The 18,656-nt window shown below is 41.5% G+C and carries 25 protein-coding genes and 1 other annotated feature; of the genes, 3 read left to right on the top strand and 22 right to left on the bottom strand.

Annotation, left to right across the window (positions count from 1 at the left end):
• The 7 genes from IV67_RS09385 to IV67_RS08845 form a co-directional block, all read right to left on the bottom strand.
• Window positions 1-365 (bottom strand): cell envelope integrity TolA family protein (locus IV67_RS09385; RefSeq protein WP_236698277.1); only part of this gene is annotated, 365 nt, incomplete at its 3' end.
• Window positions 366-510: 145 nt separating this feature from the next.
• A complete protein-coding gene (gene rpsI, locus IV67_RS08870) occupies window positions 511-903 on the bottom strand; it encodes a 30S ribosomal protein S9 (RefSeq protein WP_057789072.1) in 393 nt (130 codons plus the stop codon).
• Window positions 904-928: 25 nt separating this feature from the next.
• A complete protein-coding gene (gene rplM, locus IV67_RS08865) occupies window positions 929-1,372 on the bottom strand; it encodes a 50S ribosomal protein L13 (protein WP_057789071.1) in 444 nt (147 codons plus the stop codon).
• Between the two features lie 170 nt (window positions 1,373-1,542).
• On the bottom strand, window positions 1,543-2,292 hold the full coding sequence (truA, locus tag IV67_RS08860) for a tRNA pseudouridine(38-40) synthase TruA (protein WP_057789070.1): 750 nt from the start codon (window positions 2,290-2,292) through the stop codon (window positions 1,543-1,545).
• Between the two features lie 27 nt (window positions 2,293-2,319).
• Window positions 2,320-3,117 carry an energy-coupling factor transporter transmembrane component T family protein gene (locus IV67_RS08855; protein WP_057789069.1) on the bottom strand — a complete coding sequence of 266 codons (798 nt, stop codon included), beginning with the start codon at window positions 3,115-3,117 and terminating at the stop codon, window positions 2,320-2,322.
• Window positions 3,110-3,973 carry an energy-coupling factor transporter ATPase gene (locus IV67_RS08850; RefSeq protein WP_057789129.1) on the bottom strand — a complete coding sequence of 288 codons (864 nt, stop codon included), beginning with the start codon at window positions 3,971-3,973 and terminating at the stop codon, window positions 3,110-3,112. Before IV67_RS08850 ends, IV67_RS08855 begins: the two co-directional genes overlap by 8 nt.
• Window positions 3,949-4,791 (bottom strand): energy-coupling factor ABC transporter ATP-binding protein, encoded by an 843-nt coding sequence (locus tag IV67_RS08845; RefSeq protein ID WP_057789068.1) that lies wholly within the window; start codon window positions 4,789-4,791, stop codon window positions 3,949-3,951. Before IV67_RS08845 ends, IV67_RS08850 begins: the two co-directional genes overlap by 25 nt.
• Window positions 4,792-4,952: 161 nt before the next feature.
• Here IV67_RS08845 and IV67_RS08840 point away from each other — a divergent pair, with 161 nt between their 5' ends.
• Entirely contained in the window at window positions 4,953-5,966 is a 1,014-nt protein-coding gene (locus IV67_RS08840) for an acyltransferase family protein (protein ID WP_057789067.1), read from the top strand.
• A 3-nt stretch (window positions 5,967-5,969) separates the two neighbouring features.
• Window positions 5,970-6,572 (top strand): TrmH family RNA methyltransferase, encoded by a 603-nt coding sequence (locus tag IV67_RS08835; protein WP_057789066.1) that lies wholly within the window; start codon window positions 5,970-5,972, stop codon window positions 6,570-6,572.
• 74 nt (window positions 6,573-6,646) lie between these two features.
• Here IV67_RS08835 and IV67_RS08830 read toward each other — a convergent pair whose 3' ends face one another.
• The 12 genes from IV67_RS08830 to IV67_RS08780 form a co-directional block, all read right to left on the bottom strand.
• Window positions 6,647-8,332, bottom strand: a complete 1,686-nt coding sequence (locus tag IV67_RS08830) for an NAD(P)/FAD-dependent oxidoreductase (protein ID WP_057789065.1) — start codon at window positions 8,330-8,332, stop codon at window positions 6,647-6,649.
• Between the two features lie 222 nt (window positions 8,333-8,554).
• A complete protein-coding gene (locus IV67_RS08825; protein ID WP_057789064.1) occupies window positions 8,555-9,514 on the bottom strand; it encodes a metal ABC transporter solute-binding protein, Zn/Mn family in 960 nt (319 codons plus the stop codon).
• Entirely contained in the window at window positions 9,507-10,361 is an 855-nt protein-coding gene (locus IV67_RS08820) for a metal ABC transporter permease (protein ID WP_057789063.1), read from the bottom strand. Before IV67_RS08820 ends, IV67_RS08825 begins: the two co-directional genes overlap by 8 nt.
• Window position 10,362: 1 nt before the next feature.
• On the bottom strand, window positions 10,363-11,100 hold the full coding sequence (locus tag IV67_RS08815; protein WP_057789062.1) for a metal ABC transporter ATP-binding protein: 738 nt from the start codon (window positions 11,098-11,100) through the stop codon (window positions 10,363-10,365).
• Window positions 11,101-11,331: 231 nt separating this feature from the next.
• Window positions 11,332-11,700 carry a 50S ribosomal protein L7/L12 gene (rplL, locus tag IV67_RS08810; RefSeq protein ID WP_057745279.1) on the bottom strand — a complete coding sequence of 123 codons (369 nt, stop codon included), beginning with the start codon at window positions 11,698-11,700 and terminating at the stop codon, window positions 11,332-11,334.
• Window positions 11,701-11,792: 92 nt separating this feature from the next.
• Complete coding sequence (gene rplJ / locus IV67_RS08805) at window positions 11,793-12,299, bottom strand: 50S ribosomal protein L10 (protein ID WP_057789061.1); 507 nt, start codon at window positions 12,297-12,299, stop codon at window positions 11,793-11,795.
• A gap of 24 nt (window positions 12,300-12,323) precedes the next feature.
• Window positions 12,324-12,450 (bottom strand) — a sequence feature (ribosomal protein L10 leader region).
• Between the two features lie 70 nt (window positions 12,451-12,520).
• Entirely contained in the window at window positions 12,521-13,213 is a 693-nt protein-coding gene (gene rplA / locus IV67_RS08800) for a 50S ribosomal protein L1 (protein ID WP_057789060.1), read from the bottom strand.
• Between the two features lie 96 nt (window positions 13,214-13,309).
• Window positions 13,310-13,735: a 50S ribosomal protein L11 gene (gene rplK / locus IV67_RS08795; RefSeq protein WP_057789059.1), complete on the bottom strand. Its 426-nt coding sequence runs from the start codon at window positions 13,733-13,735 to the stop codon at window positions 13,310-13,312.
• 135 nt (window positions 13,736-13,870) lie between these two features.
• Window positions 13,871-14,428 carry a transcription termination/antitermination protein NusG gene (nusG, locus tag IV67_RS08790; RefSeq protein ID WP_057789058.1) on the bottom strand — a complete coding sequence of 186 codons (558 nt, stop codon included), beginning with the start codon at window positions 14,426-14,428 and terminating at the stop codon, window positions 13,871-13,873.
• A gap of 93 nt (window positions 14,429-14,521) precedes the next feature.
• A complete protein-coding gene (gene secE, locus IV67_RS08785; RefSeq protein ID WP_057789057.1) occupies window positions 14,522-14,692 on the bottom strand; it encodes a preprotein translocase subunit SecE in 171 nt (56 codons plus the stop codon).
• A 20-nt stretch (window positions 14,693-14,712) separates the two neighbouring features.
• Window positions 14,713-14,862: a 50S ribosomal protein L33 gene (gene rpmG / locus IV67_RS09160; protein WP_083486722.1), complete on the bottom strand. Its 150-nt coding sequence runs from the start codon at window positions 14,860-14,862 to the stop codon at window positions 14,713-14,715.
• 68 nt (window positions 14,863-14,930) lie between these two features.
• On the bottom strand, window positions 14,931-15,491 hold the full coding sequence (locus IV67_RS08780; RefSeq protein WP_057789056.1) for a hypothetical protein: 561 nt from the start codon (window positions 15,489-15,491) through the stop codon (window positions 14,931-14,933).
• Window positions 15,492-15,533: 42 nt separating this feature from the next.
• On the opposite strand from IV67_RS08780, the gene IV67_RS08775 reads away from it, so the two are divergent.
• Window positions 15,534-15,809, top strand: coding sequence for a hypothetical protein (locus IV67_RS08775; protein ID WP_057789055.1), 276 nt, complete (start codon window positions 15,534-15,536; stop codon window positions 15,807-15,809).
• A 99-nt stretch (window positions 15,810-15,908) separates the two neighbouring features.
• On the opposite strand, the gene rlmB is transcribed toward IV67_RS08775, so the two are convergent.
• From rlmB to cysS, 3 genes are read right to left on the bottom strand one after another with little or no spacing between them, the layout of a single operon-like run.
• On the bottom strand, window positions 15,909-16,799 hold the full coding sequence (gene rlmB / locus IV67_RS08770; RefSeq protein WP_236698276.1) for a 23S rRNA (guanosine(2251)-2'-O)-methyltransferase RlmB: 891 nt from the start codon (window positions 16,797-16,799) through the stop codon (window positions 15,909-15,911).
• Window positions 16,762-17,193, bottom strand: a complete 432-nt coding sequence (locus IV67_RS08765) for a Mini-ribonuclease 3 (RefSeq protein ID WP_057789054.1) — start codon at window positions 17,191-17,193, stop codon at window positions 16,762-16,764. The genes rlmB and IV67_RS08765 overlap by 38 nt, the downstream gene beginning before the upstream one ends.
• A gap of 39 nt (window positions 17,194-17,232) precedes the next feature.
• The gene (gene cysS, locus IV67_RS08760) at window positions 17,233-18,645 is read right to left on the bottom strand and encodes a cysteine--tRNA ligase (RefSeq protein WP_057789053.1); all 1,413 of its coding nucleotides are present in this window, start codon (window positions 18,643-18,645) and stop codon (window positions 17,233-17,235) included.
• Window positions 18,646-18,656: the final 11 nt, after the last annotated feature.

Here is an 18,656-nt window from a genome sequence, read left to right as displayed (position 1 = left end):
TCCGCTTTCGCTTTAGATTCACTTTCCGCTTTCGCTTTAGATTCACTTTCCGCTTTTGCTTTAGATTCATTACTTTTTGATTCACTAGTAACCTGTGAACTGCTAGTTTTATTCACATCATCTTGCGGATCGGCATACGCCCCTACAGTAAACAATCCTGTAACTGATAAGACCACACCAGCTATACCTACATATTTTTTCCAGCCCAATAAGCCACGATGTTTTCTTATTCTTGTAACTGGATAACATATCCCCCAAGTAAAAAACGATATCACGCCCAATAAAAAAATTAACACACCAAAATCTGCCATATTAGTATTCCTACATCCATTCCTATCTAAATCAAAATCAATCAATGCAATCATTATAGCAAGCTAGTCCAATTTTTGAAAACGTCATCATATTTAAAATATTTCTAAGCATACAAAAAAACGACACGACTCAAATGAGTCATGTCGTTTTTCATTTTGAATAGGTTGTGCCAATTCTGGCAACGAAAATAAATAAATATTAACGCTTTGAGAATTGTGAAGCCTTACGGGCCTTCTTCAAACCTGGCTTCTTACGTTCCTTCATACGAGGGTCACGTGTTAGCAAACCAGCTGACTTCAATGCAGCACGGAAATCAGGGTCAACAGTCAATAGGGCACGGGCGATTCCGTGACGGATTGCACCAGCTTGACCTGAGAAACCACCACCGTTAACGTTAACCAAAACATCGTATTGTCCCAATGTTTCAGTAGCGTTAAATGGTTGAACCATAACCTCACGCAAGTTAGCGAAAGGAATGTATTCTTCAGCAGGACGACCGTTAACTGTAATGGCACCATTACCAGGTACTAAACGTACACGGGCAACAGAGTTCTTACGACGACCAGTTCCAGAGTATTGTACATTAGCCATAATAAACTATTCTCCTTTCGTTAAATTAGATAAGATCGTGAATGTTCAACAATTCAGGTTGTTGTGCAGCGTGTGTGTGCTCTTCGCCAGCAAACACGTGCAACTTCAAACCTTGTTGACGACCTAGTGAGTTCTTTGGCAACATTCCATGAACTGAAAGTTCAATCAAACGTTGTGGGTTCTTCTCACGCAAGTCACCAGCTTGACGTTCCTTCAAACCACCTGGGTGATTTGAGTGGTGGTAATAAATCTTGTCTGTAGCTTTCTTACCAGTAAGAGCGACCTTACCAGCGTTAATGATAATTACGTTATCACCTGTGTCTACGTTAGGTGTGAAAGTTGGCTTGTTCTTACCGCGCAAGATTGATGCAGCGACTGTTGACAAACGTCCCAAAGGTACATCAGTTGCGTCTAAGATGTACCACTTGCGATCGATCTCACCTGGCTTTGCCATATAAGTTGTACGCATGGAAAATTTCCTCCAATTATTCTGTTTGTTTACTTTACCAAAAAATTAAAAATAGTCGTACCAGGACATTCCCATCTGTGGTTGGTAAACAATACCGTCTTACATATTACCTTTAATCAAGGACTTAGTCAATGTATATTCCCACAAATTTTGCCCAGATTGAGAAATTCTTAATAGTCAACCGACATTAAGTAGAGCCCTTGAGCCGGAGCTGTAAAACGTGCTTGTTGTCGATCCTTTGCCGCTAATAAGCGGGGAATGTCATCAACTGGACGTGACCCACTCCCAATTTCAAGCAACACACCGACCATAATCCGAATTTGATTATAAAGGAAACCATTTCCTGTAAATTCAAACCAAATTTCATCATCTTCCGGTTTCTCAATCATGGTTGCCCGATACACAGTTCGCACCGTCGTTTTCTGTTGAAAACCTGATGCAACAAAACTTAACCAATCGTGCTCGCCCTCATAGTCACCAATTGCTTGTTGCATAAGTGCTGGGTCTAGCTTGCGGCCCCAATGCCCCGTATAGTTCCTTTTGAACGGGTCGGTATATTGGGTGGTCGATAATCGATAGCGATATGTTTTATTGTGGGCATTGAACTGCGCATGAAAATCGTCATCCACAATCTCAACCTTTTTTATGCCAATGTCGTAAGGCAACATCGTTGAAAGACCTTTGCGAACGGAATCCGCAGGAATATTGAATGGCAAATCAAAATTGGCCACCTGCCCCATGGCATGCACACGTGCATCGGTTCGACCCGAACCTTGAACCCGTAAATGTTCTTCCGGATTCTTAGCCATTTTATTAACGGCATTTTCTAGCTCTAGTTGCACGGTCCGCTTCCCAGGTTGAACTTGCCAGCCAAAGAAGTCCGTCCCGTCATAGGCAATGGTTGCTTTATATCGTGGCATCCGATTGCCCTCCTTCTCTTAAATATTTTAAATGAAACGTGTTGCGAATAGGCCGATTGCAAAAATAAAGAAAGCAGCAAAGGCGACCCCGTCAATTTTAGTGTACTTCAGAACGCGGAATTTGGTCCGGTGTTCACCATCGCGGTAACCACGTGCCTCCATGGCATCCCCTAACTCAATCGCGCGCTTAATCGCGTTCACAAAGAGTGGAATTAGCAGCGGCACATATGATTTCGCACGTTGGATTAAGCCACCCTCGTTAAAAGCCACCCCACGTGCTCGCTGCGCGTTCATAATTGATTGGGCCTCATCCATTAACGTTGGCACGAAACGTAGCGCAATCGAAACCATAAGCGCTAATTCGGACACTGGCACCCCAATCTTACGTAAAGGACTCATCAATGACTCCATTGCATCCGCAACTTCTAGTGGTGGTGTCGTTAATGTCAAAATCGTTGTAAACATAATAATCAACATAAAACGCACGAAAACAATCACACTATTAATCACACCATCTGTCGTAATCGTAAAAATCCACCAATGAACCAAAACGGTTCCAGTATTCATAAAGAATAGCTGTAAGAAGGTTGTAATTAACATCAACATTGCTAGTGGCTTTAAACCATTAAAGAACACCTTAAAACCAAGCCCCGTCATGATAATGCTTAAAGCGACAAATGCTGTCGCAAAGAGATAACCATAGATATTATTCGCCATAAAAATAACGAAGATAAAGAGCATACTCAAAATAAATTTTGTTCGCGCATCTAAGCGATGGACCCATGAAACGCCTGGAAGATAACGTCCTAAAATCATATTACTCATGCGTAGGACCTCCAATCAACCCAACAATTTCATCAGCTAATTGATCCAAGTCGAGCGCACCGTGCAATGGCAAACCTTTAGCTTCTAAATAATCACTAAATTGCGTCGCGGCTGGCACATCCAATTGTTTTTGACGTAACCAGTCACTATCAGCAAAGATTTCAGCTGGGGTTCCCGTTTTAACCACGCTACCCGCATCAAATACCAAAACATTATCTGCGTATTGACCCACAAATTCCATCTGATGGGTAATTAAAATTACCGTTAAGTCCCGCTCTTTTTGCAAGTTGGCAAATAAAGCCATTAAATCAGCTTGTCCGGCCGGGTCAAGGCCTGCCGTTGGTTCGTCTAAAATTAGAATCTCTGGCTCCATTGCAATGACACCTGCAATCGCCACGCGGCGCATCTGCCCACCTGACAAATCAAACGGTGATGCCTCATAACTACTTTCTGGCATTTGAACCAGCGCTAGCGCCGCTTTTGCTGCGATTTCGGCTTCAGCCTTTGACATGCCATAATTCATGGGACCAAACATCACGTCCGCTAAAACAGTCTGTTCAAATAATTGCGCTTCCGGAAATTGAAAGACCATTCCAATATCGTGGCGCATGCCATTTAATGTTTTCCTCTTAGTTGCAGCCGTAATCGTCGCTGAACCAATCGTAATTTCACCGTCAGTTGGCAGTTCTAAGCCATCCAATAGTTGCACCATCGTTGATTTACCAGAACCAGTATGGCCAATCACCGCTGTAAAGCTATGGTCAGGTATGTTGAAATTAACGTCGTACAATGCCGGCGTTGCAAATGGCGTACCCGCTTGGTAGGTAAAGCCTACATTTTTGAATGTAATTGCCATATCCACTCGGCCATCCCTTCTGTCGTTTGATAAGTTTCTGGTACTTTTATGCCCCGCGCTTTTAGCTTTGCTTTCAATTGCTCAGCAAATGGTACAGCCAAGCCTAAGCGACGTAGACGTTCAGCATCAGAAAAAATAACCTCGGGCTTATCAACGCCCATTAATTCGCCATCGTTTAAAATAACGACTTCATCAGCACTGGCAGCTTCATCAATATCATGCGTAATTGATAGCACTGTTAATTCTGCACCTAATTCCTGCTTTAATTCATGAACCAAGGCAATCATCTCACGGCGACCTTTTGGATCAAGCATCGATGTCGCCTCATCCAAAATTAAAACTTTAGGTTCAACTGCTAAGACTGAAGCAATCGCGACACGTTGCTTTTGCCCTCCTGATAAGCGTGCTGGTTCACGTGCTGCATATGCATTCATTTGTACCCGTTCCAATGCATCAGGGACAATTTCCAACATTTTTTCACGTGGGACTTGTCGATTTTCCAAACCAAAGGCGACATCATCAGCGACGGTCGCCCCGACGAATTGATTATCTGGGTTTTGAAAGACCATCCCGACTAAGTCACGGATATCATAAACATGTTCCTGATCAACCGGAATACCATCAACGGTAATACTTCCGCTTGTCGGGATTAATAAGTAATTAATTAATTTGGCAAATGTCGATTTACCAGACCCATTATGGCCAATTACAGCGACCCAATCACCTTTTTGAATCTGTAAACTAAGGTTCTTCAAGGCTGGTTGCTCAGCATTTGGATATGAGAATGAGACATCTTTAAATTCAATGATGGGCTGCATCACCACGCCCTCCTTTTACAAAAATCAAACTATTAAATAATAATAACAAAAAATAACCGAATTGACGTCAATTCGGTCACAATAATTATATGGATTTGTTTGGACATCACGAGCAAATATTCTATACTAGTAAGTATCTTTGAACGACAGGAGTTTTCCTTATGCCAAAACGAATTAAATGGATTGACGTCGCCAAAGGGGTCACCATTTTTTTAGTGGTCTTTGGCCACGTATTAATTGGTTTATTTGATGCTAGAATCTACTTTGGTGTGACCCAAAATATCCTGTTGATTGCGGTACAAATGATTTATGTTTTTCATATGCCATTTTTCTTCGCTCTGTCGGGTTATTTCTTTAAAGTGCAGCCCGACCTGCATAGTTATCTGAAATTTATTAAGAAAAGATTGTTGACGCTTGGCCTTCCTTATCTTGCCTTTAGCATCATTATTTGGGCCATTAAATTTATTTTTGGTGATCAAGTTAGAACTGATGTCACCTTAAAGAGTCTCCTTAATATATGGATTATGCCGATTGGCCCACTCTGGTTTATCTATGTGCTCTTTGCCCTAGATATTGTGCTTGGTTTTGTCAGTCTAAAGATGAAAAATATTGATACTTTATTCCTTGTCAGTTTGATGGTTTGTTTGGGATTCACAATCTTCCCCGTTGACTGGTACGTTGTGCAACGTATTGCCATTTGGAGTCCTATTTTCTTACTCGGTACATTCGTAAGAAAACATCCAATTTATCAGTATCGGACAACATTAATCGCTAGTTTAAGTGTCTTTGTCACTGCGCTAGCTGTATGGGCGCTCACAAACCCCATTCAACGCATTAATTACCAAGTACCTGGTTGGGCTCAGTTACTATTATTTACATCTGTGATTTTAGGATTTAGTCTATTCTATCAATTACCACAGACGGTCACAGGTTATAATTATTTTACAAAAATTGGTCAAATATCATTACCAATTTATCTTATTCATGTTCCTTTGGTTAGTCTAACCCGCATTCTTTTGTATTACTTACAAGTGAATAGCGTCATCGTTCATCTCATTTTAGGGACCTTAATTGGTTGGTATGGCACCTTGTTCATATTCAACATCATCCATCGAATCCCCGTGTTAGATTTTTGGATCTATCCGGGCAATTATTTAAAAAAGAAAGAAGCTTAATGTATGTCTGATATTGATTTAAGTCGTTCAAACGACTATCGTAACGTCACTGATTATTTTAAAGGTCAATCTGACCAATTCATTCGCGATACGCTTGATGCCCGTCGTGGTCAAATGGTGGCCATTATGCAAAACCTAAGCCATGATTTCAATAAAGCTTCAGCGGTCCGCAATAGTAATGCCTTCGGAATGCGTAAGTTAATTTTCCTAAACCCGGAAAATCGCACACATGAAGATGACCCTGAAGGCGCAAAAAAGTGGGATCGCCGTGGTGCATTAGGCACACAAAATTACGAGTCAATTGAACATCATCGCGTTACTGATTACCAAATGGTTTTTGACCAGTTACATGAAGAAGGTTACACCATTTACGCTGTTGATAATACGCCTGGCTATGACCCACAATCGCTTTACAAAATGGATTTTCCTGAAAAATCAGCCTTCTTATTCGGTGAAGAACAACTTGGCCTAGCTGATGATTTAATCGAAGCTGCGGATGCCATGGTTTATATCCCCCAGTATGGCAGTGTGCGTTCGGTCAACGTCAGTGTTGCTAACGGTATTATTGCTGCCTTTTACGCTAGCCAACATATGCCCCAAGAATAAAATAAAAAAACCGATCAAGTTGTAAACAACTTAACCGGCAAATAGCACTGACGTCGTAGACGTTGGTGCGTTTTTTATTTATTTGAATAATCGTTATAACGAGATGAATGCATACCGTGCATTGATTGTCCAAACTTACGTTCTAACCAAGGCATTACCCAGTAATCTAATCCAAGCACACGACCAGAACCGTTCATAACAGCGAATGACGCTGGTGCAAACAATAACATTGCAATGTCAGAATTAGTTAATGTAGTGATGAAGATTGCCATGATAATACCAACAAAACCAGCAATTGATGTAAACAAACCAAATGTCATCAACCAACCAATAATTGTTAGGATCATACCAACCCAATTACCCGCGAAGGCCATTGTACCACCAAGGGTAATCCAAGTAAGTCCCAAAACGATACGCAATGGTACTGTGAACAAGACGTTTGCATGACGTGAAGCCCAACCGAAGAATGGTTCACGACCATCAGGTGCGTTGAAGAATTCATCACGCAAGTAGTGACCAAGGTAGTACCAGCTTGCAATTTGCAAGTAGAAGTATACGTTGATTGCGTGCTTGAACATGTTAGCAAAGAATCCTGAAAGACCAATTCCAGACTTTCCAACCTTCATGTTACCAATTTGGTCCAATACACCAACGGCGTAACGGGCACCAATTGACACAGCATAACCTTGGTAGCGACCCTTAAACTTCTTACGATCACCCTTTTGTGTCAAATCGTAAACGATGTTTGGCACAGCAGTATTAGCGGCTGATTCTCCACCTTCAACAGTTTGAGGTGTCCATCCGGCACGCTTGTTGTTTGGATCAGCAAGTTCTGGATCTTGGTAAGCAGCGGCATCACCGACCACGTAAATATCCTCTTCACCAACGGCACGAGAGAATTCGTCAGCCATGAAACGCGCACCAGGTCCAAGGTCAAGCCCCCATTGTGCGCCTTGATCCTTAGCCTTAACACCGGCAGTCCAGATTAGCGTATTTGTTGGAATGGCTGTACCATCCTTCAAAATAGCTGCATCTTCTTGCACTTCAACTACTGAAGTGGCCTTTGAAATCTTAACACCGTGTGATTCAAAGTGCTTTTCAGCCTTATCAGCCAAATCACGCTTGCTCAACATGTTCAAGATTGATGGTGCAGCTTCAATAATTTGAATTTTGATTTCAGATTCTTCAACACCAGTTGACAAAGCCAAGCTGTGACGTTGATCCATCAATTCACCAGCTAATTCAGATCCAGTGAAACCTGAACCAACCACAACGATGCTCATCAAAGCTGCACGCTTGGCAGGGTCTAATTCAACGGCACCACGACGGATAACGTCTTCGATGTGCTTACGCAAACGAATTGCTTCTTCGTATGACCATAGTGTAAAGCCGTATTCTTCAACACCAGGTGTTCCGAATGTGTTGGTTGTTCCACCAGTGGCCAAAACAAGCTTTTCATATGGAATTTCGCCAACAGAAGTCTTTACAATCTTCTGGTCCTTATCAATGTCATCAACGTTAGCAGTCACTAACTTAACATTTGAGTAATTCTTGAACAACGTACGCAAATCCTTACGAACGTGTTCTGGCTGTACACGACCAGTAGCGACTTCATGCAATTCTGTCATGTAAGTCATGAAGGAATGCTTATCAACCAAAACAATTTGATAATCAGTTCCCTTCAATTGCTTGGCCAACTTGCGCGTTGCAACGACACCAGAAAAACCAGCACCAACAACGACAATATTCTTAGTTGCCATATGAAACATCTCCTTAAAATAATAAACTATTGCTTCTAATAATCAGTACTATTCTAGACTAAATTTCACATTTTGTACAGTGTCATTAAGTCAAAATTAAGCTTTATCCGATTCTACTGCATTCCCAGTCTAGCAATGTTTGAGAAACACTTCACATAGTGCCGGTGCTGTTTAACGACAAAAAAAAAACGACCTGTTATTCACAAGCCGTTTTTTCTCATATTACTTATCTTCTGAACTTTCTTCACCGTTCATACCAGCATGGATATGATCAATGTTCCACTTCATCATGTCATAGTACGTATCTCCATCTGTACCCTTCTTGGCAAGTGAGTCCGTATAAATCTTTGAATGAATTGGTAATCCAGATTCCTTTGAAACCTGTTCCATTGACTTAGGTGATACTGAACTTTCAACGAACAATGACTTAACGTCTGAATCGTCAATCTTAGCAAGTACTTGCTTCATTTGTTCAGGTGTTCCTTGTGATTCAGTATTGATTTCCCAAATGTAGGCTGGTGTAATTCCGTATGCCTTTGAGAAATACTTGAAGGCTCCTTCAGAAGTCACAAGCAAACGTTGACTTTCTGGGATATCCTTAAACTTTTGCTTCGCTTCAGTATCAAGAGCATCCAACTCACTGATGTAATCATCAGAACGTTGTTGGATACGCTTAGCAGCTTCAGCAGATGACTTGTCTTTTAGGACTTCAGTAATCATTTCAACATACTTAATTCCATTTTGTGCATCAAGCCATGCGTGTGGGTCTTCTTCATCCTTGTTTGTTGTCAAATGAAGCGCCTTAACGTGTTCTGAAGCAGCAAAGACTTGTTCATTGTCTTTCTTGTTAGCTGTTTCAGTCAACTTTGTGAACCAACCACTTCCACCAGTTTCTAAGTTCAAACCATTGTGGAAGATAACATCTGCATCAGTTGTTTCTTGAATATCCTTAGTTGTTGGGTCATATTCGTGTGGATCAGTTCCACGACTAACGATGCTGTAAACTTCAACATCATCACCACCAACTTGTTCAACCATATCTTCTAAAATTGAATTTGTTGTCACAACTTTTAGCTTACCATTTTCGCCTGATGACTGTGCATCACGACCATTAACAAACCAAAAGACACCCCCGACAACAACTGCCAACGCCGCAACAACGATAACTAACTTCTTAACCATGTTTTCCCCCTAGTTTTTGAAAAAAGCCTTGCTTTGGTGCAATAATAAATGAAACCATGAAGATTGCTGCTGCAACCAACACGATTGCTGGACCTGAAGCCCAATCAAATGTATATGATAGATACAAACCGATTGTTGATGCAACTACCCCGAAAATTGATGCAAAGACAATCATAATTGACAAACGGTTCGTCCATAAGAATGCTGTTGCAGCTGGTGTAACCAACATCGCAACAATCAAAATCAAACCAACTGTCTGTAGTGCTGAAACTGTTACCAATGTCAAGATGATCATCAATGCATATTGCATAACAGTTGTGTTCAAACCGTATGACTTTGCAAATGTTTCATCAAATGATGTGATTAGTAATTCTTTATAAGCAATCACAACGAACAAGATAACGATTGCAAGCACAATCACAGTTGTCAACAAGTCTTGGTCTGAAACAGCCAACACATTACCGAACAAAATGTGATGTAGGTTTGTTGATGAACCAGCCATTGAAATCAAGATAAATCCAAGCGCAAAGAACGCTGAGAAGACAATTCCAATTGATGTGTCATTTTTCAATTTACTATGTGTTGATACGTATCCGATCAATAATGCGGCTAATACCCCAAAAGCCGTCGCTCCTAGCATCAAATTGATACCGAGCATGTATGCCACAGCAACTCCAGGCAAAACTGAGTGAGAGATGGCATCACCCATCAATGACATCCCACGTAAAATAATGAAACTTCCGATGATACCAGACATAATCCCAACCATGATTGAGGCTAGTAAGGCACTTTGTAGGAAATTATATTGCCCTAAGGCTGATAAAAATTCTTGAATACTTGCAAACATCTTATGCTTCCCCCTTATCTTCAAATAGTACATTTCCAAGATCGGCTGAGAAGGCATGTCCAATGTTTTCACGAGTATAAACTTCGTCAACCGGACCGGCTGCCACGATTCCGTGGTTCATAATCACAAGATCATCAAAGTAAGCTGAGACCTTGTTCAAATCGTGATGAATAACGATGATTGTCTTACCTTGGTCACGCCATAACTTCAAAATTTCCATGATGTCTGCTTCAGACTTCATATCAATTCCAACAAATGGTTCATCCAAGATAACAACGTCGGCTTGTTGTACAACCGCACGTGCAACGAAGACACGTTGTAGTTGTCCACCAGATAATTCACTGATTTGACGCTTTTTAAATTCTGACAACTTAAGTTGTTCCAAGGCATCCGTTGCGGCTGCCTTTTCTTTCGCACCAGGGCTTTTGAATAATCCTAACCGTCCATACGTACCAGTTAAAACCACATCAAAAACATTGATAGGAAAACTCATATCTAAGTTTGCACGTTGTTCTACATATGCAGTCTTTTGACGTACTTTACTAACTTCTTGACCGTCTAGCTTTACATCACCCGCTTGCTTTTTGATTAAGTCTAAGATGGCTTTAATCAAAGTTGACTTTCCTGCTCCATTGGGTCCGATAATTCCAGTAATCTTACCAGGCTCAAAACTAACAGATAAATCTTCAAAAACTGGCGTCGCTGTATAACCGACAGTCAATCCTTTGGCTTCTAACATTACACCCTCCAAAAAATTGTTTTACCACTGATAAAACTTTTTATTTTGCTACTTAAATAAGTTAACAGATTTAATCAAGAAGGACAATACCTAAATACCATTTGAAAATTAAATGTAACTATATTTCAAATCAATTACATTAAAACGTTTTACGTATATGCATATGCATTTTTTCATAAAAAAAAACAGCACTCAAATGAGTACTGTTTTTTAAAGATAATGGAAACAGAATTACTTCAATTCTGCGGCTCCACCAGCTTCTTCGATTTGTGACTTCAAGGCGTTGGCGTCATCTTCTGACAAACCTTCCTTAACGATTGAAGGTGCACCGTCAACTAAGTCCTTAGCTTCCTTCAATCCCAAACCAGTAGCTTCACGAACAGCCTTGATCACCTTGATCTTTGCTGAACCAGCTGAAGTCAATTCAACGTCAAATTCAGTCTTAGCAGCGGCAGCATCTCCACCAGCAGCACCAGCAGCGGCAACAGGGGCAGCAGCTGAAACACCAAATTCTTCTTCAATAGCTGAAACCAAGTCAGCCAAGTCCATGATCGTTGCTTCCTTCAATGAAGCAATGATTGAATCCTTATCAAAAGCCATGATAAATTCCTCCAAATATGTTGTACCTTTACGGTATGTTTTTAGTTTAGTTTGTGAGATAAACTCACGGTTAACAGGCAAAACTTAATTGATTAAGCTTCTTCTGCTTCGTCCTTCGCGTCAGAAACGGCCTTAACGGCGTAAGCGACGTTACGAACAGGTGCTTGCAATGTTGACAACAACATTGATAGCAATCCATCGCGGTCTGGCAATGCGGCGTACTTTTGAACTTCTTCAACAGATACGACGTTTCCATCAACCATTCCACCCTTAATTTCCAATGCTTCGATTGAATCAGCGAACTTCTTCAAAATACGAGCAGGGGCAATAGGGTCTTCGTTTGAGAAGGCGATCGCTGAAGGTCCAGCAAACAAGTCATTCAAATCTGACAATTCGGCTGCATCTGCGGCACGAGTCAAAACCTTGTTCTTGATAACCTTCAATTGAACGTCTTCTTGACGTAGGGCTGCACGCAATTCTGTTGATTCAGCAACAGTCAATCCACGTACATCAACAACGATAGCTGAAGCGGCTTGCTTGAACTTGTCAGCAACTTCTTCAACTTGTTGAGCCTTTAAAGCAATAGTTGCTTCACTCATGGTATCATTCCTCCTATTTAGATTTGATCCTAACTAAAACCCTCGGCACAAATGCACCGAGGGTCAAAAGTCGCTTTCGCGTTTTTTCACTTCCTCGGCTGGATATTAAGTCATACGACACCTGCGTCTTAGGTAGAATCTATTAATTACTCAGATTACTATAACAGTTATCCAAGGAAGCGTCAACAATTAGCCAACTTTAAATTTGTTGAAACAACAAATTACAATGAAGTTGGGTCAATGTTGATAGCAGGTCCAAATGTTGAAGAGATTGATACGTGTTGTACGTAAGTTCCCTTAACTGATGATGGACGAGCCTTTAGGATAAGATCTGACAATGACTTTAGGTTTCCCGCAAGCTTATCAGCATCAAATGATACCTTACCGGCAGGCACAGCAACGTTTCCGTCACGGTCTGTACGGTATGTCACTTGACCAGACTTAGCATCTGAAACGGCCTTAGCCACGTCAAATGTAACAGTTCCAGTCTTAGGGTTAGGCATCAAGCCCTTAGGTCCCAATGTACGTCCAACACGACCAACTTGTGCCATCATGTCAGGTGTAGCAATGGCAACGTCAAAATCCAACCAACCGTCAGAAATACGTTGAACCAAGTCAGCAGCACCAACAACGTCGGCACCAGCTGCTTCGGCTTCCTTAGCCTTATCTCCTTGAGCAAAGACCACAACAGTTTGGTCCTTACCTGTACCGTTAGGCAAAACAACGGCACCACGCAATTGTTGATCAGCTTGACGCGTATCAACGTTCAAGTTAAATGCAATTTCAACAGTTGCATCAAACTTGGCAAAATCGATATCTTTAACTAAAGCGGCAGCTTCGTCGATCGTGTACAACTTGTCACTTTCAACCTTTTCGGCTGCTGCCAAATATTTCTTACCATACTTCTTAGCCATGGTAGCTATTCCTCCTTGCAAATGCGGTCAAATGGTCGTCCAAGACCTCCCGCTTGATCATGCTTAGTTTCCTACGCGATCCGTACTAACGTCAGATTAGCCTTCAACAGTGAAGCCCATTGAACGTGCAGTACCTTCAATCATGCGAGCTGCTGCTTCAACATCAGCTGCGTTTAGATCTTGCATCTTAGTTTCTGCAATTTCACGCACTTGTGCTGCAGTAACTGTGGCAACCTTCTTCGTGTTAGGTTCTCCTGAACCCTTATCCGTTCCAGCGGCCTTCTTTAGCAATACAGCTGCAGGTGGCGTCTTTGTAACGAACTCGAATGAACGATCCTCATATACAGTAATAACTACAGGAATTAGCATACCGTCTTGATCAGCAGTACGTGCATTAAATTCCTTTGCGAATCCCATGATGTTAACACCAGCTTGACCCAAAGCAGGTCCTACTGGAGGTGCAGGTGTAGCCTTACCGGCTGGAATCTGCAACTTAACAATACTTGAAACTTTCTTAGCCACGATTGTTTCCTCCTTCGTGTTTGTGGTATAAATGGCGAGTTTCGATTTCCGCCTCCCACATATACGTGTCACCACGCATACCTGAACATTATAATAAAAGCCATACACTTTTGCAAGGGTATGGCGGAATTATTTTTAATTTACTGGCTTAACATCAGCAAATGAAATTTCTGTTGGTGTTTCACGACCTAAGAAGTTAACCAAAACAGTCACTTCTTGCTTGTCGTTATCGATACTTGTAATTGTACCTTCCATACCTTCAAATGAACCGCTGGTTACATTCACAACATCCCCAACTTCTGCATCAATATGGTCAACGACATCACGTTCTGTATCTTCAACACGTGCTAACATCTCATCAACTTCTTCTGGCAACAATGATGTTGGCTTTGAACCACCACCGTGTGAACCTAAGAATCCAGTAACACCAGGTGTGTTACGCACAACATACCAGGCTTCGTCAGTCATAACCATTTCAACTAAGACATATCCTGGGAAGTCATTTTCCTTTACAACCTTAGTTTCACCATTTTCGTTAACTGTTACTTCGCGTTCTGGAACAACGACACGGAAAATATAATCTGTCATGCCCATTGTTTCAATACGTGATTCAAGATTTGTTTTCACACTGTTTTCGTAACCTGAATAGGTATGGATAACATACCATTGATTGTCAAAAGACTCGTCTGCCATGATGCCTCCTAGCTAATTGTTAAATAAAAACCCCCGAAATTGGAGGTTTTGTTTGCTGTTAAGATTTAATAAGTCAATTATACCTTAGACCGATTATTTCGACAAGAATGTAATTCCTTGTTCAAAGATCCAATCTGCGCTCCCTAAGAATAGGGCGAAGAAGAGACTAGTCAAAATAACAACGGTTGTATTATGAATATTTTGACTGAAAGTAGGCCAAGTCACCCGCCTCATTTCTTCAAAAACACTACTAATAAAATTCATTTGCTAGCTCCCTTCTTCGCTTACATCGTCTCGCGATGAATCGTATGTTGATCACAATACTTACAATATTTTTTTACTTCAAGCCGAGTTGCGCGGTCTGTTTTCTTTGGAACCGTATAATTACGTGATCCACAAACACTACAAGCCAAGGCTACTTTTTTCTGGGCCATTTGAAATCCCACCTTATTTTTATTCATTCACTTTTATAGTGTAACACGTTTTTGAAAAAACGACAGTATCAATTAAATGCATGTGGCCGTTCTTTCATTGATTTGAAATAATGCTGAATTAAGCGCCATTGTTGGTAACACCATGAAGCTGACTTGTCTAGTTCAACGGCACATTCCTGGATTGAATAGCCCTGCAATCGCAAAGTCATCAATTGATACTGTAATGTTGACAACTCAGCCATCGCCCCTTCTAATAACAAATGCCATTCAATCTCCAAGTTTGAACCATAAGCCTGATCCGTCGGTAAATACGTTAAACAGTCATCTGAAAGCATGGGCCCATATTTACTCTGTACCTCTTCTCGCCAAAGCGATGTCACATGGTGCCTTAACGCCCGTTGAAAGTAAATGGTTAAAACACCCCAATGTTGATGGGGTAGTTTCATCAAACAACGATACATCACCAAACGACACTCATGATACCAATCATCGGGTTTGGGACGCATTTTTTGTCCCTGAAATTCTTGCCAAATTAAGCCATTAAATGCTTGTAAAACCCATTCAAGCGCTGCCTCATCCCCGGTCATTGCTGCTGCTAAGTAAAACTCACGGCATTCTTTCATTTGCATAATTATTTCCCCCAGAAAAATCATTATGCCGGGGACAATTTTGTGAAACAAGCTTATGTTTTGAACTTGTTTTTTGATGTTTTCGAGCATGCTTTTTCGAATAGAGCCTATGGTACAATCGAGCTATCAGATAATTTACGAAAAGAGGACGCTACGATGTTTAAAGTTGGTGATTTAGTACAAACAGATGATATCAGTTATCCGGGCGTACCGGGTGTTTTAGTCTATTATAACCAAACTGATGATACTTGGCTGGTTCGCTATGGCGTGAACCAAGGCTTCTATGCCACCGGCCGGATCAGTCCTTGGGACAAATAAATTAGCATTATTTATACCGGCACGTGCACCATGCAAAGACCTGTGCATTTTAACTTAAAAACCCCTTGATCACTGTTTATGTGGTCAAGGGGTTTTATTTTACAAAGGATTACGTGAGTTAAAGCCTTGATAAATCAACAGGCTGGCTGCAACAGAAGCATTCAAACTTTGCACATGTCCAATCATTGGAATTGAGAGCGTTTCGTCAACGGTCTTCTTCAACAAAGGCGAAATACCCTTACCTTCATTCCCAATAATCAAGGCCGTGGCCCCTTTGGCATCCCAGCGACGGTAATCAGTCCCATCCATGTCGGTTCCAAAGACCCACAAGCCACGTTCTTTCAACTTCTCAACCGTTTGGACCAAGTTCGTCACCCGGGCAACAGGCACGTGCTCAATCGCCCCAGTTGATGTCTTAGCAACTGTCGATGTTAATTGAACGGCGCGGCGCTTTGGAATAATCACACCATGGACCCCAGCAGCGTCGGCTGTTCGCAAGATTGACCCTAAATTATGTGGATCTTCAATTGAATCCAAAATCAAGATAAAGGGTGCTTCATCTTTTTCAGCTGCTAAAGCGAACATGTCGTCAATGCTAGCATACGCATAAGCCGCAATTGATAAGACAACACCTTGGTGATTTTGTCCATCAGTTAATTCATCCAATTTCGCTTTGGGTGCGTCTTGAATAATCAATCCACGCTTCTTTGCCAAAGTCGTTAACTCATTCCGAGTTTTATCTTGCAAACCAGATTGTAGCCAAACTTTGTTGATTTGCGTTTCACCCTTCAAGGCTTCGGTTGCGGCATGAATGCCGAAAATGAATTCAGCATTATCAACGCTTTGATTTTTATCTTGTTGGGCGTCATGTTGTTCCTTACGACGACCATTATTTTGTTGTGGACGGCCTTTACCGTTACGACGGTCATTTTGCTTTTGACGCCCGTCCGCTTTATTTCTTGTTTGTGCCATTTGCTTTTGTTTTCCCATCCTCTACTTGTGTAAACACCCAACTGACGAGTGTTTCTAAGCGTTCAATTTGATGACTCGCATATAAATAGCCAATCAAAGCTTCAAAACCAGTTGAAATTCGATAACTGACAACATCTGTATTCTTAGCCTTGGTATGTGAATTTGCATTTCGGCCGCGCTTGAAATAGCGCATTTCTTCTTCCGTCAACACATCATCGGCTTCCATCAAAGCAAATAAAGCGGCGTGCGCCTTAGCTGATACATATTGCTTTGACTGGCGTTGCAATTGTTGGGGACGGGTAATCCCTTGCGCCAATAAATGTTGACGTACATAAATTTCGTAGACCGCATCGCCGAGGTAGGCTAAATCAAGGCCATTCATTTGTTGATAATCAAGTTCATCAGAATTCATTTTTATTTTTCTCTCTATATTATATTCTCAAGTTGTTCGTTAGGCTTTATGCCAACGGGTTCCTTGCGGTGTATCTTCTAAAATCACACCTTGTGCTGATAATTCATCCCGAATTTCATCAGAACGGGCAAAATCGCGGTTCGCACGAGCTGCATCACGTTCATCAATTAAGGCTTGAATGTCTGTATCAGCTTCCTCTTCTTGGGCAAAGCCATCGACACCAAACACGCCCATCAATGTTTCAATCTGATTTAGGATGTTGGTCACCGTTTCACTTTGAACAGCTGTTTGCTCAGCATAAATATTCGCCAATTCAACCAATCCATAAACAGCCGCTAAGGCATTTTGTACATTGAAATCATCATCCATCGCTTCAACATACTTTGCCACAAGGTCAGCCACTTTTGCGTCAGTTTCTGCATTCTGACCAGGGTTTGCATCAGCCAAACGGAACTTAAGATTTCGGTAACCGGTGCGAATACGTTCTAGATTACGCGCCGCTTGCGTCATATTCTTTTCCGAAAAAGCAATTGGACGACGATACTGAGTTGTTGCCATAAAGAAACGTAGAACCATTGGATCATCAATTTCTTGCAATAGATCATGCACTGTTGTGAAGTTGCCCAAAGACTTTGACATCTTCTCTTCTTCATCCCCAACTGTCACAAAGCCATTGTGTAACCATTTGTTGACGAATGTTTCACCGGTTTTAGCCTCAGACTGTGCAATTTCATTGGTATGGTGTGGGAACGCCAAATCAATCCCACCCCCATGAATATCGAAATGATTCCCGAGATACTTTGTTGCCATAACCGAGCATTCAATATGCCAACCTGGACGACCTTGACCCCAAGGTGATTCCCATGAGATTTCATCGTCTGTTTTAGATGCTTTCCAAACCGCAAAGTCCATTGGATCTTCCTTGCGGTCCATTTCAGCATCATCTAAACGACCCGCAGCATTGTGTTCCATTTCAGCAACATCTTGATGGGCTAAAGCACCATAATCATCAAACTTGCTAGCACGATAATAAACATCACCCGCAGACTCATAAGCATAACCTTTATCGACCAAGTCTTGCACAAACACAATGATTTCAGGAATATTGTCCGTCGCACGTGGCTGAACGGTCGCAGGCCGCACATTTAATGGCTTCGTGTCCTCAAAGTAGGCCGCAATAAATTTATCAGCCAGCTCTGGGACGGTTATGTTTTCGGCGCGAGCCGTGTTAATCATTTTGTCATCAATATCAGTGAAATTAGACACATAATTCACTTGATAACCTTTGTACTCAAAATACCGACGAATCGTATCAAAAGCAATTGCTGAACGTGCATTACCAATATGAATGTAGTTGTATACAGTCGGCCCACAGACATACATATTGATTTCATTAGTATGCATTGGTATAAACTCTTCTTTAGTGAGGGTCATTGTATTAAAAACTTTCATGAGAAGCACCG

It is taken from the genome of Weissella minor (assembly GCF_001437425.1).
Lineage (GTDB): Bacteria > Bacillota > Bacilli > Lactobacillales > Lactobacillaceae > Weissella > Weissella minor.
This window is presented reverse-complemented; position numbering and strand designations above follow the sequence as displayed.

Coding starts and splice junctions, on each gene's coding strand:
- cysS (WP_057789053.1), bottom strand. CDS start 18,645: ATGAAAGTTTTTAATACAATGACCCTCACTAAAGAAGAGTTTATACCA.
- IV67_RS08820 (WP_057789063.1), bottom strand. CDS start 10,361: ATGTTTGCAAGTATTCAAGAATTTTTATCAGCCTTAGGGCAATATAAT.
- rpsI (WP_057789072.1), bottom strand. CDS start 903: ATGGCTAATGTACAATACTCTGGAACTGGTCGTCGTAAGAACTCTGTT.
- IV67_RS08780 (WP_057789056.1), bottom strand. CDS start 15,491: ATGCAAATGAAAGAATGCCGTGAGTTTTACTTAGCAGCAGCAATGACC.
- IV67_RS08830 (WP_057789065.1), bottom strand. CDS start 8,332: ATGGCAACTAAGAATATTGTCGTTGTTGGTGCTGGTTTTTCTGGTGTC.
- IV67_RS08855 (WP_057789069.1), bottom strand. CDS start 3,117: ATGAGTAATATGATTTTAGGACGTTATCTTCCAGGCGTTTCATGGGTC.
- rpmG (WP_083486722.1), bottom strand. CDS start 14,862: ATGGCCCAGAAAAAAGTAGCCTTGGCTTGTAGTGTTTGTGGATCACGT.
- rplJ (WP_057789061.1), bottom strand. CDS start 12,299: ATGAGTGAAGCAACTATTGCTTTAAAGGCTCAACAAGTTGAAGAAGTT.
- rplM (WP_057789071.1), bottom strand. CDS start 1,372: ATGCGTACAACTTATATGGCAAAGCCAGGTGAGATCGATCGCAAGTGG.
- IV67_RS08845 (WP_057789068.1), bottom strand. CDS start 4,791: ATGCAGCCCATCATTGAATTTAAAGATGTCTCATTCTCATATCCAAAT.
- IV67_RS08840 (WP_057789067.1), top strand. CDS start 4,953: ATGCCAAAACGAATTAAATGGATTGACGTCGCCAAAGGGGTCACCATT.
- secE (WP_057789057.1), bottom strand. CDS start 14,692: ATGAATTTTATTAGTAGTGTTTTTGAAGAAATGAGGCGGGTGACTTGG.
- rlmB (WP_236698276.1), bottom strand. CDS start 16,799: ATGGGAAAACAAAAGCAAATGGCACAAACAAGAAATAAAGCGGACGGG.
- IV67_RS08765 (WP_057789054.1), bottom strand. CDS start 17,193: ATGAATTCTGATGAACTTGATTATCAACAAATGAATGGCCTTGATTTA.
- IV67_RS08850 (WP_057789129.1), bottom strand. CDS start 3,973: ATGGCAATTACATTCAAAAATGTAGGCTTTACCTACCAAGCGGGTACG.
- truA (WP_057789070.1), bottom strand. CDS start 2,292: ATGCCACGATATAAAGCAACCATTGCCTATGACGGGACGGACTTCTTT.
- rplL (WP_057745279.1), bottom strand. CDS start 11,700: ATGGCTTTTGATAAGGATTCAATCATTGCTTCATTGAAGGAAGCAACG.
- nusG (WP_057789058.1), bottom strand. CDS start 14,428: ATGGCAGACGAGTCTTTTGACAATCAATGGTATGTTATCCATACCTAT.
- IV67_RS08815 (WP_057789062.1), bottom strand. CDS start 11,100: ATGTTAGAAGCCAAAGGATTGACTGTCGGTTATACAGCGACGCCAGTT.
- rplA (WP_057789060.1), bottom strand. CDS start 13,213: ATGGCTAAGAAGTATGGTAAGAAATATTTGGCAGCAGCCGAAAAGGTT.
- IV67_RS08835 (WP_057789066.1), top strand. CDS start 5,970: ATGTCTGATATTGATTTAAGTCGTTCAAACGACTATCGTAACGTCACT.
- IV67_RS08825 (WP_057789064.1), bottom strand. CDS start 9,514: ATGGTTAAGAAGTTAGTTATCGTTGTTGCGGCGTTGGCAGTTGTTGTC.